Genomic DNA, 13,885 nt, shown 5'->3' with positions numbered 1-13,885 from the left:
CGAAATACTTTGTGTCCGGGTACATGAAGGTCGCATTCATTGAAATCATGTACTAATTGAGAAAACGACTGGTGTTGTCAGTTCTTAAGAGCATTATTGAAATAATTAATACGTATATCCCTTATTCCGATCAGGAAAATACCGGTGTACCCTGAAATCACTGCGAGGGGAGGCTGGTTACCTCCTACACCAAACTCCAGTGCATTGAGTACTGCCTGCCGGAAGGGCTTTCGCCCTTCTGGCAGTGCATCCTTCTTATACACCCTCCTATACATCAGTGTCGGAGAGCGTTTGACATAGCGCTATCACGAGCTAACCTCGACACTTTTTGCTTAACGTCCTGAATGATGGTTTTCTGAACTTTGCCAGCCAGCAGCTTGCACTCGCAAACATACAGACGATGTCTGGTCTGAATCATCAGGTCTATCTGACAGCCTTTCTGACACAGAGGACCCCGGCTACCCGGTTTATGTTACGTTGTATTGTGTCCCAAATGGACTACGATTACATTGTAAGGAACAGCAAGACGCATAGAGGTACTTAAAGATGAGTAAGAGCGCAGTAGTCAGAGCAAGAGTAGAGCCTGAACTGAAAGAACAAGCAGAAGCCATATTCCGGAAACTAGGCTTGAACACTACTCAAGCAATCACCATGTTTTACAAGCAAGTAGAAATGTGTAACGGTTTGCCGTTTGAAGTCAGGATACCAAATAAAGAAACCCTGAAAGCCTTTGAAGACACAGAGAAAGGTGTGGGCTTAACTCACTACGAAAATGCACAGGATATGTACGATGACCTCGGCATTTAAAGATGTTAAAGCCCGTCAGTACAAAACAGTTTAAGAAAGACGTTAAAAAGGCAAAAAAGCAGGGTAAGGATTGTTCAAAATTAAAAGATATTACCGATCTGCTTATTGAAGAAAAGCCGCTTGCCCCAAAACACAGAGATCATTCTTTAACCGGAAATTATAAAGATTACAGAGAGTGCCATATCGAACCCGACTGGTTGTTGATTTACATAGTGAAGGGCGAAGAAATTATTTTTGAGCGTTTGGGTACGCACTCTGAATTATTTCGAAATTAGCGCAGTGTTACCCCGGAATCACGGGTGGGCAGCTCCTTGATCGCCCATAAAGATTGTTCATGGAAATAACTGTATGTCGATTTCATGAACACAAGAATAGTTTGTTCAGTGGTTCATGAAAATGACAGTGCGTCGATTCCATGAACACTTATAAGGCTTCCTCTCGTGTCCATGAAGTTTGGCGACACTTGCCAGCATAAATCCCCCCAGCTTCCACCATGCTAATGCGAATTTTCACTGAGCACAGTTGCAGCGGCGCTCTGTTATACTGGCTGGCTTTATCATCAGAACAAAGAGTCCAACTTGAGTCAGGCCCTGTTTTCCAACTTACCGCTTCCTCCCGCCCTGTTAACCAATCTGCAAAGCATTGGCTATCGGGAGATGACCCCCATTCAGCAGCAAAGCCTGCCCCTGGCGCTTGACGGCAAAGACCTGATTGCCAAGGCTAAAACCGGTAGCGGTAAAACGGCAGCGTTCAGTATCCCTATGCTGACTAAAATCCGTCAGCGCTTTTTTGGCTGTCAGGCTCTGGTACTTTGCCCAACCCGGGAGCTGGCGACACAGGTGGCGAACGAAATTCGCAGGCTGGCTCGCTATCAGCAGAACATAAAGGTTGTAACACTCTGCGGTGGTCAACCCATAGGGCCACAGATAGGCTCTCTGGCTCATGGCGCTCATATTGTGGTGGGAACACCGGGGCGTATTCAGGATCACCTGCGTAAACGCACACTCTCCCTTGAAAAAGTCAGCACACTGGTACTGGACGAAGCCGACCGTATGCTGGATATGGGGTTCATTGATGCCATTGAAAACATCATCGACCACACACCCGGCTATCGTCAGACCCTGCTGTTCTCTGCGACCTACCCGAAAGGTATTCGCCAGCTCAGTGACCGGTTCCAGAATGAACCGGAAGAAGTCACCGTTGAGTCCGTACATAGCCACCAGCATATTGCTCAGTCTTTCTATCAGGCGGACCATCATGAAAAGCCCGATGTTCTGCACAAACTGCTGGCACACCACCAGCCAGCTTCCTGCGTCATTTTCTGCAATACCAAACAGGTGTGCAGGGATGTGGGGGTAGAGCTGTACAATCTTGGATACAAACCTCTGGTTCTCCACGGCGATATGGATCAGAAAGAGCGTGATCAGATGCTGGTACGCTTTTCCAACCAAAGTTCCAACATCCTGATCGCTACCGACGTCGCTGCCCGGGGACTGGATATTGATGATCTGGCCTGTGTCATTAATTACGACCTCAGCCGTGATCCCGAAGTGCATGTTCATCGCATCGGGCGTACAGGCCGTGCAGGCAAAGAGGGTCTGGCATTCAGCCTCTACACATCCAAAGAACACTACAAGCTGGAACGCATTGCAGACATACTGCAATCAGAGCTGTCTGAATCGGACCCCGGCCACCTGCCAAAACCGAAGACAGAAGCCTCAAAAGCCCCCATGGTGACACTGGCCATTGATGGCGGACGCAAACACAAGGTAAGACCCGGCGATATCCTCGGCGCCCTGACCGGCGATGCAGGCATTGCCGGAGATCAGGTGGGAAAAATCAATGTCTTTGATTTTGTCGCTTATGTTGCCATCAAAAGAGAGTCGGCCCGCAAGGCTCTGAGCCGACTGGAGACAGGAAAGATCAAAGGCAGAAAGTTTAAAGTGCGCCGGATTTAAACGGCCTTTGTCAGCGGCAGATTAATGGTCACCAGCAGGCCACGGTCGTTATTCTCCAGATGAATATCACCGCCGTGGCTATGGATGATGTTGCGGGCAATGGACATGCCCAGACCAATACCGCCCGTTTCACGGTTTCTAGACTCTTCCATCCGCACGAATGGCTCAAATACCCGTTCTGTCATCGCTTCAGGAATACCATCCCCTTCGTCCTGTATCCGTATCTGAGCGCTTTCCTGCCCTGCAGACAGACTCACATGGGCAACCGAACCATATTTCACCGCGTTCTCTATCAGGTTGCGCATTGCACGCTTCAAACTCACCAGACGACAATGGGCAATCACTTCCTGTCCGTCCTGGTAGTGAACATGATAGTGAACATTCAGGCCAATATCCTGTAAGTCTTCACACAGGCTATCCAGCAGGGCATTCACATCGACTGCCCGGGTGGGTTCATTGTCTGAAGCCTGTCGCATAAATGCCAGAGTGGCTTCCGACATCTGGTGCATTTCATCCAGGGTGGCCAGCAGCTGATCCGTGTCCGGTCCCGGTTCCATCAACTCAACTCTCAGCCGCATGGAAGTAATAGGCGTTCTCAGGTCATGGGACAAGGCTGCCAGCATACGGGTACGATCTGCCACAAACCGCTGCAGCCGTTCATTCATCAGGTTAAAAGCCCTGATCAACTCGCGAATATCTTCAGGTCCCTCCTCCTGAAGCGGGTCGATTTTTTCACCCAGACCCAGCCGGTGGGAAGCAGACGACAGTTTTCGCATGGGTCGGGTAATGCGGCGCACCATAAAGATAATTCCGGCCAGAACACATAATGTCGATATCACCATCAAAAACGCCGTTCTTTTCGCCAGCAGAGGCATAACCTTTGGTGTTGACGACTGCATATTCAGCCACTGCCCGTCATCCAGCTGGATAGATACATTAAGAAACAACAGGTTAGGACGTCTTTTATAGCGGTCATGATCCCTGTCCCTTCTGCGCTCCTCCCAATGCCTTGAGCGGCGGGGAGGTGTCATTTCTTCAGATCGTTCACTGGCAAGGTTTACCCTTATCTGTCGCCCCGGCTTCGGGTCATCAAAAGCCCCGGCAATACGATCAATCAGCATTTTTTCTTCAGGGGAATAATCACCAGCCGGTACCAGACTCTGGTCGGACAAACGGAAAAACGCATTTTCACGGCGAGTTGTGTTTAAAATTGGCTGGTGCAGGCTGGCTGGACTGGCTTCCAGCACTTCCGCAAGGATGGCGGACTGACGGGTCAGCATCCACTGGTTTATACGATTCACTGCTGCTTTATGAGCATCACCTGCCATCCATAAACTGATCGCCAGCGCCAGTGCCATGCCCAAAAGCACTACAAGAATCATCTGGCTTGCCAGACTTTCAGGCCAGAAACGTGATGAGCGTAATTTGCTAAAGCGTTTAATCAAATTCTTTTTCCTGAACTCGGGTTTACCGTTACGGGTGTCTTTCTTAAGAAATCACACTGGCCGTAAACGAATACCCCCCGCCCCAGACGGTTTTGATTAATCTGGGGTTTCTGGGATCTTCTTCTATTTTTTTGCGCAGCCTGCTGATCTGGTTATCAATGCTGCGGTCAAAAGGCAGAGCTTCACGCCCCTTGGTCATATCCAGTAACTGATCACGACTTAATACTTTTTTGGGGTGATTTAAAAAGACGGCCAACAAGCGGAATTCAGACGTACTGAGCGGCACCAGCAGGCCATCCTGCCGTTCCAGCTGATGCTGATTAAGGTCCAGCGTCCAGCCTTCAAAGCGCATTTTTTCAGGCTCATTGACTGACTGCTTCTGCGGACGAACCTCGCTCATTCGTCTTATCACTGCTTTTACCCTGGCCAGCAGTTCTCTGGGGCTGAAGGGTTTGGAAATATAATCATCTGCCCCCATTTCCAGACCAACGATTGTGTCAGTTTCTTCGCCCAGGGCTGTCAGCATGATAACCGGTGGGCCACCCTTATCTTTCAGATAACGGCACAGGCTCAGGCCATCTTCTTCCGGCATCATGATATCCAGAATGACCAGATCCACCGTTGTCTGCGACAACACGTTGCGCATCTGCTGACCACCGTCAGCAAGGCTGACCTGATAACCATGCTGCCCTAAATAACGCCCTAACAGATCACGAATTTCGTCATGATCATCTACCACAAGAATATGCTGTTGTTCTGCCATAGGTTTAACAACCACTGTACTGACCTTTCTCCTGTCCCGATTATACGGGCTCAGATTAAGGAAAGTTGTATCAAATATTATCAGCCTGACAAAAAGCACAGCCTGCTGATACAAATTGCGACAATTGACCGCGCTGCAGGGATATTTCTGAGACATCCCCACGCTTTAATGAGAAGCGTAAACCAGACAAACGAGGACGGGTACATGAACAGAAAAACATCCATCGCTTTTATCGCCGCAGGCCTGATCACCACCACATCAGCTTTTGCATGGTACGGTGAAGCGTCAGACTCCGAAGTTCGCGAGCACCGCATGAAAGGCGGCAGGCATCATGCAGGCATGATGATGAGCCGACTCTCCGGACATATGGACAAAGAATTCACTGCCGATCAGGTACGCACTCTGTCCGAAGCGAAACTGATTATGCAGGGCAACCCGAATGTACGGGTTGATGAAGTGAAACCTACTGACACCGGTTACAGCGTCACCATCGTCACTCAGGACAACTCTCTGGTAGAAGAACTGCAACTGGCTAAAAATGCTATGCCTCTGGAGCGTTACCAGGCCATGGAAAAACGGATGGAAAAATACCAGAACGGTGAACGCTCCGAGCGACACGCCAACCGGAGCGAACGCAAAGCCAAAGCAGGACACTCGAGCAAGGGCATTCGTGGCCACAAAGGCAAGCGTGGCCAGGCTGGTCACAAAGTGATGGAGAGAGAATTCACTGCTGACCAGATCGAAACGCTTACCAAAGCCAAACTGATTATGCGTGGTAATGAAAACCTTAAATTAGGCAAAGTAACCAGCACAGAAAACGGTTACAGCGTTACCATCGTGACTCAGGATGACTCTCTGGTGGAAGAACAACAGCTGGCAAAGAACGGCATGCCTGTTGAAAAGTTTGAGCGCCTGCAAAAGCGTATTGAAGCACGCAAGGCAAAAGCCAGTTCTCAGTAACGTCTCTCCTGACCGGCAGGGCTGGTTCACACCAACGCCCTGCATGTTGAAACTTCCGTTGAAATGTTCGTTGCAATTTTCCCTCATCCTTTGATGCGGGATTTTTTTTATTCAGCTATATACGCCTTTTGATATTGATAAAAGTCACCGACCAGACAAAAGGCATGGATGATAAACTCTTCAATGGACATGCCTGTCACCGTTAAGGCATACAAACAGGGGTGAATCATGAATGAGAAGGACAATGCACGAGAACTATTAACCTATGCCCGGTTATTTTTTAAAGATTCACTGAAATCAGCCAACAAAACCTTTTCCATGTCTTATGGAACTGCCTCCCCATCCAGGAAACAACTGCGCATTGATAATAGTGAAAAAGCTTTCGGGGTGATAAACGATTTGAGAGGTCTGTCTTGTACGCATGAAAAACTGAACCTTTTGCACTCTGCTGACCCGAAGAAAAGAGCGGGTAATTGTACGGAGTATGCCGAAATTGCAATTAGACGTGGTTGCGAGGTGCGCATCCCAAATATATGGCTGGCCATTCATGATCTTCACAAGCTTTTAGTGTTGGCAGACACACCCAGTTTAAGAAGTTTGGCGCTAAATGAATTCGAACGATACGAAGGTCTCAACTTCTGGGTGTGCGACCCATGGTTCAATATATACTGCAAAATGCATTTGTACGATCAGATGATGACATCCAGATCAGCCAGATGGAAAAATGAAGGTAAAGAAATTCATTCTCCCAGGGGAACCGAAACAGCAACCCAGTGGAGGCACAGGTTGCATTCTGGCAAAATACGATTTACCAGAATGACGGACAGCAATGGAAGCCCTACCAGAGATTATGAGTTATATTTCTCCCGATATCGCCCGACCCGGGAGGGCTGCCTCATCTTATAAACCTTCATAAAAAACTAACTGATTAACGGCTTCTGACCCAATGCCAGATCCGGAAAAACGCTGGTAATTTGCTGATCGGGCATACTCCAGTGCTGTTGCAGGGCAGAGCCAATCCAGCTACGAACATCGGAGGTCGGCATCAGATCCCGCCCTTCATAAAGTTCAGAGGGTTTAAGCCCGGGCCAGTCACCCAGTACCCGACCACCTTTTAAGGCACCACCAGCAAGGAACAAAGCCGTGCCAGTACCATGATCCGTTCCCATAGTGCCGTTAACTTTGACCGTCCGGCCAAATTCGGTGGCAATAACCACTAGAGTTTCTTGCCAGAGGCTTCCCAACGCTTTCTTCAAAGCCCCCATGCCATCGTCCAGCTGTTTCAGCTGTCGGTTCAGCCGGAATACTTCATTGTCGTGGGTGTCCCAGCCTCCCATTTCCAGCATCAGCGCACTGGGCGAACTGTCACCGTTCAACAACATTCCTGCCGCCCTGGCCAGTGCTTCAAAATGAGCTTTGTTATTGCTACTCATGGCTCCTTCCGCCATGGCACGAGTTTGCAAACCCTGCTCCAGTCGCCCCCTGAGCAGGTCATCAGACTCGTACAGTTTGAACAACTGGCTGTATAAATCGTCTTCAGCTGCCCGGAAGCGGGACGGGAACCAGGTAGAAGCATTGCCCTGACCACGCATACTAATGGGCAACGAATGAGCAACTGCCAGCCCCTGCTTCGAGCTGACCTCAAGAGCCCTGCCCAGCCAGCCACTGTCGTGATTAGTGACCGTCAAACCGCTTTCAAGAAGGTCCTGCCCCTCAAAGTGCGACCGTGAGCGATACGGTGAAGCTACCGCCACAACCGGTGCCATTTCTTTCTTCTGATACCAGTCATAAAGGTTTGTCAGGTCGGGATGCAGGCCAAAACCGTTATCCAGCGGGTTTAAGTCGTCAAGAACCGCTTCAGCCAATGGGCGACGATGCCTCATCAAATCCTTATCAAACGCCGGTACGACGGTTTGCAGTGAATCCACACCTCCACGCAACATCACCCAGACGACCTTGCGTGATGATGACTCTTTTTTGTCCCCGCCAAAGGCAAGTCGGGTACTCATAGAAACCGGGGCCACCGACAGCCCCATGCCCAGCATTTTGACCAGTTCTCTGCGCTTCATTCCGGTTATCTCCTCAAAAACTCAGGACTCATCAAATACAGGGCCAGCCCCTGCTGCCGGCTCTCTGCCCGGCTCACCATCTTTGCCGTATGGGCAGATAACAAAGCGCCCGAATGCGCCCGGGCCAGCTGAACCGGTGGCTGGTTCATTTGCACCTGCCGGGTGATCGTATTGACCCAGTCAACCCGCTTCAACAGGGCGTCCGGCCCATCCCATGTCGATGCGACATCGCCATAGCCTGCAGGCGAGCCGGCTCCAAAAGGAGCCTGACCAAGATTAACCAGCGTGTTGACCATCAACCGGGCATTGGGAACCGGCAGACCCGTCAACCTTAATGCCGAGATATAGAACTCTCTGGGGGATTTCAGTTTAACGGGGTCAGATTGCCAGGCATCGGGGTGTTCGATCATGGTGGTAATCACCGCCTTAAGATGGCCTCGGGTCTGCCGCCAGGTGTCCGTCATAGCCTTTACCAGAGCTTCCGGCGGAGAATCACTGACAAAATGCCTTGCCAGTTTAAACGACAGGTAGCGCGCCGTGGCCGGATGAACTGCCAGATCTTTTAAAATTGCTTCGCCCTGATTGCTACCTGTGTTTCGGTAGACCTTGCCAAGCACAACCCTTGAGCCAGATTCATGGGCAGCCGGACGAAAAACAAAGCCGTGTTGCTCCTCTTTAGGGCGGGTGATGCTCCAGCCGCTGATAGCTTTTGCCAGCTCCTGAATATCTTCCAGGTTGTAACCACCATTCACACCCAGCGTATGCAGCTCAAGGATTTCTCTGGCGAGGTTTTCATTTAAGCCACGGCTATTCCTTGCAACCCCGGTTGAAGGCCCTGCCGACTTGTCATTATCCAGATACACCAGCATGGCAGGATGCTGCTCAACCGCCAGCAGCATATTTTCAAAAGGACCCAGCAGATTAGGGGCAATAGCCTCACGTTCCAGTGTGGGTGCCAGAGGCTTCATCATGCCTCCCTGCCCGGACACGCTGAAATGGTTGGAAAAGAAATCCAGCAGACGCCAGTTCAGGGTATGGTCATCATTTACCGCCCCGGAAACCGTATCTGCCGCCATGTGTACGAATAACCGGCCTGCAATATTGTCAGGCTTTTCCATCATTTTCTGCTGTTTGAACCGTTTCACATCTTTCCGATAGGCATAGAAGGCTTCAAGCACTTCACCCGAATCCGGATGGTCAGAAGAAAAACGGGGAATCGTCAGCTGCTCCAGAAGCCATTGCCCGGGGTTCTCCTGTGCAGTCTTCAGGTCACCTGGTTTAGCACCCAGGCCAAAGCGGTTAGCAGCAATAACGGCGTGTTTTTCATTCATGGTTCAGTGCTATGGCAGGTTTCTTATTTCCTCACAATAACAGCACTAAGAAACGTTTTTATAGTCTCAAATCACATTTTCTTACATTTCACCACGCAAATTAAGATTTCAACCTTTTATGGCTGAAATCCTTTTTGTCATCTATATACATCTGTCCTGACAAGAATGTTGATTTGCTCCTGCCTGAAAACAGGCCTGAATATAAAAAGACAGGTGACCTGAATGAAGTCCTTTCTCAGCAAAATACTGATGCTTTCATTGCTCTGTTTTACTGCCCTAGCATCCGTTGCCCGTGAAACTGCGCCTGAAAGCTGCTGGTTTGATACGACAAAAGATACTTCAGCGCAATACGGAAACGTTACCAGACACTTAAACAGTTACTGCTCAGTACCCTATAGCTCAGCAGATTACTATATTGGAAAAGTCATTGATGATGATGGCGCTCCTGAATGCCATTACGTCAGTCCCGGCAGAGCTGAAGGGTACGTGTACGACGTCCGATGGCTGGTCACTAATTATGAGACTTTAAAAGACATCATAAAAAAGCATGGAAAACTCGGAAAATTTCATGAAAACATTGATAATTTCCATAATCGTTTTCCCGAATGTACAACCTCAACTCAAGGGCATACTCCCGTCATTACTCAGGGCGATAACAATCCAGGCACAGCGCTTACCCAACCTTCTTCTTACAGAGAGGTCTGTCTTTCAGATGAAACACTGACAGGAGGGGGTCGAGGAATCAAAATTGGCTACTGGCAAGCCGGTCAGTGTCAGACCAACGATAATTCACCATTCTACCCTAAAAAGCAAAAAGAGCAGCCAAAAGCCAGCGATGGTTGCCCGGAATACAATCCTGTTACTGAATTTTCCTGTGAAGGTTACGATTTTTATCGCCGGGGCTGGGCGGAGGAATGCTTAAGTGCATTTGGTGCAAAATCATGCTACGAAAGCACAAACTGTAAAAAGAAAAGAACTCAGGAAGAGTGTTGTAAATTTGCACACGATGAGAATTGCGAAACTGTCTCTATGGATACAAAAGGAAAATGCTGCTGCGGTGTCAGGCTTAACAAGGATAATGACAAGTGTCGCAATGTGGGATTGAGAAGGAAATAGAGAGAGCGCCATAAACAAGCTCTGTCATACCATTTTGAATAAGCCACGGACGGCAAACGACAAAAGAATGTCAGTTTACACCGATAATTTTTTGCAATACTGAAAGGAACTTGCTGATTTCCGCTGGCTGTAAACCACCTGCATGGTTGATGTGCCTGTTCAGTTTAATGATTTGCTGTAACAAGGATGTTTCTTATGACCCGCAAATCTGGCCTTATGGCAATCCCTGCTGTATTTATGACCGTTGTCCTCACCGCAAGCCTGTCATTCCTGACCTTCCACTTTAAAGCCATCCTTCTGGAAAGCTACGAGACCAAACTCAGGCAGGTTGCCGATATCACTTCCCGAATTTTGCGTGATGATATAGAACAGCATGGAGAGAACCATTTCCCGTTTGATCTGTTAGCCAGCGAAATTGGTAACAGCTCCGCCTTGAGGGTCACCATTATTGTAAGCGGTAATTCCACCACACCTTGATTCAAACTGGCTTCTGATTCCAGGGCAGCAACTGCTCGATATCGGCAATTGACTCTGCCCTTGGCAAGTAGTTGAAGACGGTCTTCAGATAATGGCAGGGTTCCAGCCCGCAGGCTTTCGCTGTTTCTACCAGGCTATAAAGATTGGCGCTGGCTTTAGCTCCGTCAGTACTGTTGCTGAACAGCCACGCCTTGCGACCCACCACGAACGGACGAATTGCATTTTCGGCCAGATTATTGTCCATACGCAGGTAACCCTCGTCGCAATAACGGATGAGCTTTTCCCACTGGTTATTCAGGTAATAAAGGGCCTTGCCCAACAAGGTTTTTGGCGGCACCTGGGGCAATGATTTATCCAGCCATTGTCGTAGCTTCTGTAGAACCGGCAGACTTTGCTCCTGCCGTACCCTTTTTCGTTCATCCGGAGGGCTCTCTTTTATCCCATGTTCTATTTGATAGAGCTTGCGGATATAAGACAGCCCCATATGGCTTTTGCCAGCTTTGTTTTTATCTTTCTGCCCCTTGATGGCTTCATCGAACTTTCGACGAGCGTGAGCCCAACAGCCTTGACTGATTACCCCGCTTTTGCGACCTATGGCAGCATAGCCTTCGTAACCATCGGTTTGCAGATAGCCCCGGAAGCCATCCAGCAGCTTCATGGGTACTGAACCGCTGCGGCTGGGCGCGTAATCGAACAGAATGATCTTTTGATTTTTCACCGGTTCAGCCACCTGAACCCACATGTACGACTGACTTCGGGCAGCCTTGCCTTCCTCGTTGAGCACCTGGGTGACCGTTTCGTCACAGTGAATCAGTGGCGCTTCCAGCAGCTTATCCCGCATCAGGTTGATTAACGGTTGCACCAGATCACCACAGCGCACCATCCACAGTGAGGTGGTGGCACGGGCAATATCAACACCCAGACGAGCCAGGATAAATTTCTCCTGACGGTATAAAGGCAACCCGTCAACGTATTTACTGGTGGCAATGAAGGCTAACAGCCCCGGAGTAGCTATGCGGGTGCAATTAAAAGTGTTCCCCGGTCAGCAATTTCCCAGAACTTGGCCATAATGCTAAGAGTTCATTTTTCACCCGATGCGTTCCATGTCTACTTCCAAAACCCTTGCGGAAAAACTTGCTGCCCATCCAGAGCTTGAAAAAAGAGTATCTGAATTGATCAGTCTGGTAGAAGCCAAGTCCGGTCATCTTGACCGGGCTGATGAAGCAGAGGAAGCTGTCATTGAAAACCTTAAAGAACTGGGGAATGAGCTTCTGACGGACTGGGGAGCCCATAAAGAGAAGCAAAAGTTTGAAGAGGCCCACGATCTTCACTCTGAATCAAATACTAAAAAAAAGACCTCCACTGGATGACCACTTACGGCAAAGTTCGTCTCTGTGAGCGATGCTTGACCGTTGCAGGGCATCGTATACGCCCTTTTTCCGAGAATGCCCATATCCACTGTCGTGACTACTCTTTACCGTTACAACGGCGATTGGTGGATTTTGCATCAGACAGTTCTTTTGCAACAGCTTCACAGAAAATGGAAGAGCATTATGGCGTTATCGTACCTGAGTCATCAGTACGAGCCATTACCCTGGGTCACGCCCGCTGCATGAGTGAGCAATCTAAAGCTTCCCTGAAAAATTGTCAGGAATGTGTAGGAGAAGGCAAGCAGCTGATTGGTGAAATGGACGGCAGCATGATTCCAGTGGTTCTTTTTGATGAAGAAGCTGAAGGCGACAAGCGCAAGGCCAGAAAAGTTGACTGGCAAGAGGCCAAGCTTTGCTTGGTTTATGAACAAGGAAGTTGCGATAAGCGACATCGTGTAGTTATGGGAGAGCCCGGTGAAGCAGGCGATCAGTGGTTGAGTTGCGCTATTGAGCAAGGTTTGAATCGGCAGTCATCTATTCATTGTGTAAGTGATGGGGCTAAGTGGATTGCCAGCCAGGCAGACCGCGTATTCGCATCTCAGGGAAGTTTTCTGGTGGATTACTATCACCTTTGTGAGTACATCGCAGATGCTGCTAAAGAGTGCATTGGAAAAGATGAAAAAGCCCGTAAAAAATGGACTGATGAACAAAAAACAAGAATGAAAGCAGGTGAGTCAGAGAGAGTTCTGGCAGAGCTTGAGCCTTATCGTAACGGTAAGGTTGGAAAGGAAGCCAACAAATCGGAAGAGTGTCATCGCTATATCAGGAATCGTCCCGGACAATTTGATTATCAGGCGGCAGAAGCTGCCAATTTGCCTATCGGTTCAGGTGAAATAGAGAGCTCCAATCGTTCTGTTGTTCAAACCCGGTTGAAACTTCCCGGAGCATGGTGGAAACCAGAGCATGCTCACGATATGTTGAACCTTAGAACTTTAAGGGCTAATGGTGACTGGAATAAGTACTGGAAAGCCACTGGATAGAACACTTTTAATTGCACCCTAGCTATGCTGCCCGGTATCGGTTGGGCGGGCAGTTTGGCTGTTTTAATGCCTTCTTCACAGCATCTGCAGCCGTACTTGAACCGCACATTCTGGATAACCCGGATTTTGGCCGGAATGATATCCAGTTGCTCGGTCACTTCTTCGCCTATACGATGAAGTTGACTACCGCAGCCGCTGCAGTTTTTTTCATCGTCACGGATGTCGTGCTCTTCCCGGACTCTTGGCAGATCTTTGGGTAGCGGTTTTCGACCTTTCTTCTGGCGAGTATGTTCTGCAACCGTGACGTTTTCTTCGGGGTCTGGCTCAGGCTGTTCCGGTTGATCTTGCTCGGCTTCGTTGAACAGTTCCTGCTGATCCGGTGATGTCTTTTCGCTGGAGGCACCAAACTGTTTATGCAGAAGAAGGCGAAGGCGTTCTTCCAGCAATGCATTTTTCGCAAGGATGGACTGAACCCAGGCAATCAGCTCGGGGTTATTATCGGGTAAAGGGACAGGGCAGGCTTCCATGCCGATTCAGAATAGACGATGG

The 13,885-nt window shown here is 49.2% G+C and carries 16 protein-coding genes; 9 read left to right on the top strand and 7 right to left on the bottom strand.

Going from position 1 to position 13,885, the window contains the following annotated elements; translation table 11 throughout:
- Positions 1-77: 77 nt before the first annotated feature.
- Positions 78-263 carry a hypothetical protein gene (locus V5J35_RS14885; protein ID WP_354007893.1) on the bottom strand — a complete coding sequence of 62 codons (186 nt, stop codon included), beginning with the start codon at positions 261-263 and terminating at the stop codon, positions 78-80.
- A 283-nt stretch (positions 264-546) separates the two neighbouring features.
- On the opposite strand from V5J35_RS14885, the gene V5J35_RS14880 reads away from it, so the two are divergent.
- The 3 genes from V5J35_RS14880 (at position 547) to dbpA (ending at position 2,765) form a co-directional block, all read left to right on the top strand.
- Positions 547-807 (top strand): type II toxin-antitoxin system RelB/DinJ family antitoxin, encoded by a 261-nt coding sequence (locus tag V5J35_RS14880; protein ID WP_354007892.1) that lies wholly within the window; start codon positions 547-549, stop codon positions 805-807.
- A gap of 2 nt (positions 808-809) precedes the next feature.
- Positions 810-1,082 carry a type II toxin-antitoxin system RelE/ParE family toxin gene (locus V5J35_RS14875; RefSeq protein WP_354007891.1) on the top strand — a complete coding sequence of 91 codons (273 nt, stop codon included), beginning with the start codon at positions 810-812 and terminating at the stop codon, positions 1,080-1,082.
- 303 nt (positions 1,083-1,385) lie between these two features.
- Positions 1,386-2,765: an ATP-dependent RNA helicase DbpA gene (gene dbpA / locus V5J35_RS14870; protein WP_354007890.1), complete on the top strand. Its 1,380-nt coding sequence runs from the start codon at positions 1,386-1,388 to the stop codon at positions 2,763-2,765.
- Here the strand turns inward: dbpA and V5J35_RS14865 are convergent.
- Together V5J35_RS14865 and V5J35_RS14860 are read right to left on the bottom strand one after the other, a co-directional pair.
- Complete coding sequence (locus V5J35_RS14865) at positions 2,762-4,210, bottom strand: ATP-binding protein (RefSeq protein ID WP_354007889.1); 1,449 nt, start codon at positions 4,208-4,210, stop codon at positions 2,762-2,764. The two genes, dbpA and V5J35_RS14865, sit on opposite strands and share 4 nt — an antisense overlap.
- A 43-nt stretch (positions 4,211-4,253) precedes the next feature.
- Positions 4,254-4,988: a response regulator gene (locus tag V5J35_RS14860; protein WP_472924775.1), complete on the bottom strand. Its 735-nt coding sequence runs from the start codon at positions 4,986-4,988 to the stop codon at positions 4,254-4,256.
- A 189-nt stretch (positions 4,989-5,177) separates the two neighbouring features.
- On the opposite strand from V5J35_RS14860, the gene V5J35_RS14855 reads away from it, so the two are divergent.
- A complete protein-coding gene (locus tag V5J35_RS14855; RefSeq protein WP_354007888.1) occupies positions 5,178-5,933 on the top strand; it encodes a hypothetical protein in 756 nt (251 codons plus the stop codon).
- A 228-nt stretch (positions 5,934-6,161) separates the two neighbouring features.
- Entirely contained in the window at positions 6,162-6,839 is a 678-nt protein-coding gene (locus tag V5J35_RS14850) for a hypothetical protein (RefSeq protein ID WP_354007887.1), read from the top strand.
- A gap of 14 nt (positions 6,840-6,853) precedes the next feature.
- On the opposite strand, the gene V5J35_RS14845 is transcribed toward V5J35_RS14850, so the two are convergent.
- Together V5J35_RS14845 and V5J35_RS14840 are read right to left on the bottom strand one after the other, a co-directional pair.
- Positions 6,854-8,002, bottom strand: a complete 1,149-nt coding sequence (locus V5J35_RS14845; protein WP_354007886.1) for a DUF1501 domain-containing protein — start codon at positions 8,000-8,002, stop codon at positions 6,854-6,856.
- A 5-nt stretch (positions 8,003-8,007) separates the two neighbouring features.
- A complete protein-coding gene (locus V5J35_RS14840; protein ID WP_354007885.1) occupies positions 8,008-9,333 on the bottom strand; it encodes a DUF1800 domain-containing protein in 1,326 nt (441 codons plus the stop codon).
- Positions 9,334-9,555: 222 nt separating this feature from the next.
- Between V5J35_RS14840 and V5J35_RS14835 the strand changes: the two genes are divergently transcribed.
- Together V5J35_RS14835 and V5J35_RS14830 are read left to right on the top strand one after the other, a co-directional pair.
- Entirely contained in the window at positions 9,556-10,449 is an 894-nt protein-coding gene (locus tag V5J35_RS14835) for a hypothetical protein (RefSeq protein WP_354007884.1), read from the top strand.
- A 195-nt stretch (positions 10,450-10,644) separates the two neighbouring features.
- Entirely contained in the window at positions 10,645-10,926 is a 282-nt protein-coding gene (locus V5J35_RS14830) for a hypothetical protein (protein ID WP_354007883.1), read from the top strand.
- 1 nt (position 10,927) lies between these two features.
- Here V5J35_RS14830 and tnpC read toward each other — a convergent pair whose 3' ends face one another.
- Positions 10,928-11,941, bottom strand: a complete 1,014-nt coding sequence (tnpC, locus tag V5J35_RS14825; protein WP_354011304.1) for an IS66 family transposase — start codon at positions 11,939-11,941, stop codon at positions 10,928-10,930.
- An 88-nt stretch (positions 11,942-12,029) separates the two neighbouring features.
- Between tnpC and V5J35_RS14820 the strand changes: the two genes are divergently transcribed.
- Positions 12,030-12,296, top strand: a complete 267-nt coding sequence (locus V5J35_RS14820) for a hypothetical protein (protein WP_354007673.1) — start codon at positions 12,030-12,032, stop codon at positions 12,294-12,296.
- On the top strand, positions 12,293-13,336 hold the full coding sequence (locus V5J35_RS14815; RefSeq protein ID WP_354007956.1) for a UPF0236 family transposase-like protein: 1,044 nt from the start codon (positions 12,293-12,295) through the stop codon (positions 13,334-13,336). Before V5J35_RS14820 ends, V5J35_RS14815 begins: the two co-directional genes overlap by 4 nt.
- On the opposite strand, the gene V5J35_RS14810 is transcribed toward V5J35_RS14815, so the two are convergent.
- Positions 13,264-13,863 (bottom strand): IS66 family transposase zinc-finger binding domain-containing protein, encoded by a 600-nt coding sequence (locus tag V5J35_RS14810; protein WP_354007880.1) that lies wholly within the window; start codon positions 13,861-13,863, stop codon positions 13,264-13,266. The genes V5J35_RS14815 and V5J35_RS14810 overlap by 73 nt on opposite strands.
- Positions 13,864-13,885: the final 22 nt, after the last annotated feature.

This window comes from Endozoicomonas sp. NE40, from assembly GCF_040549045.1.
Taxonomy (GTDB): domain Bacteria; phylum Pseudomonadota; class Gammaproteobacteria; order Pseudomonadales; family Endozoicomonadaceae; genus Endozoicomonas_A; species Endozoicomonas_A lisbonensis.
The sequence above is the reverse complement of the archived record's forward strand: the minus strand, read 5'-3'. Positions and strand labels throughout refer to the sequence as shown.

Bases quoted from the DNA above. Each gene is read 5' to 3' on its own strand.
- V5J35_RS14835 (WP_354007884.1), top strand. From the start codon at position 9,556: ATGAAGTCCTTTCTCAGCAAAATACTGATGCTTTCATTGCTCTGTTTT.
- V5J35_RS14830 (WP_354007883.1), top strand. From the start codon at position 10,645: ATGACCCGCAAATCTGGCCTTATGGCAATCCCTGCTGTATTTATGACC.
- V5J35_RS14855 (WP_354007888.1), top strand. From the start codon at position 5,178: ATGAACAGAAAAACATCCATCGCTTTTATCGCCGCAGGCCTGATCACC.
- V5J35_RS14850 (WP_354007887.1), top strand. From the start codon at position 6,162: ATGAATGAGAAGGACAATGCACGAGAACTATTAACCTATGCCCGGTTA.
- V5J35_RS14820 (WP_354007673.1), top strand. From the start codon at position 12,030: ATGTCTACTTCCAAAACCCTTGCGGAAAAACTTGCTGCCCATCCAGAG.
- V5J35_RS14875 (WP_354007891.1), top strand. From the start codon at position 810: ATGTTAAAGCCCGTCAGTACAAAACAGTTTAAGAAAGACGTTAAAAAG.
- V5J35_RS14840 (WP_354007885.1), bottom strand. From the start codon at position 9,333: ATGAATGAAAAACACGCCGTTATTGCTGCTAACCGCTTTGGCCTGGGT.
- V5J35_RS14810 (WP_354007880.1), bottom strand. From the start codon at position 13,863: ATGGAAGCCTGCCCTGTCCCTTTACCCGATAATAACCCCGAGCTGATT.
- V5J35_RS14815 (WP_354007956.1), top strand. From the start codon at position 12,293: ATGACCACTTACGGCAAAGTTCGTCTCTGTGAGCGATGCTTGACCGTT.
- V5J35_RS14880 (WP_354007892.1), top strand. From the start codon at position 547: ATGAGTAAGAGCGCAGTAGTCAGAGCAAGAGTAGAGCCTGAACTGAAA.
- V5J35_RS14845 (WP_354007886.1), bottom strand. From the start codon at position 8,002: ATGAAGCGCAGAGAACTGGTCAAAATGCTGGGCATGGGGCTGTCGGTG.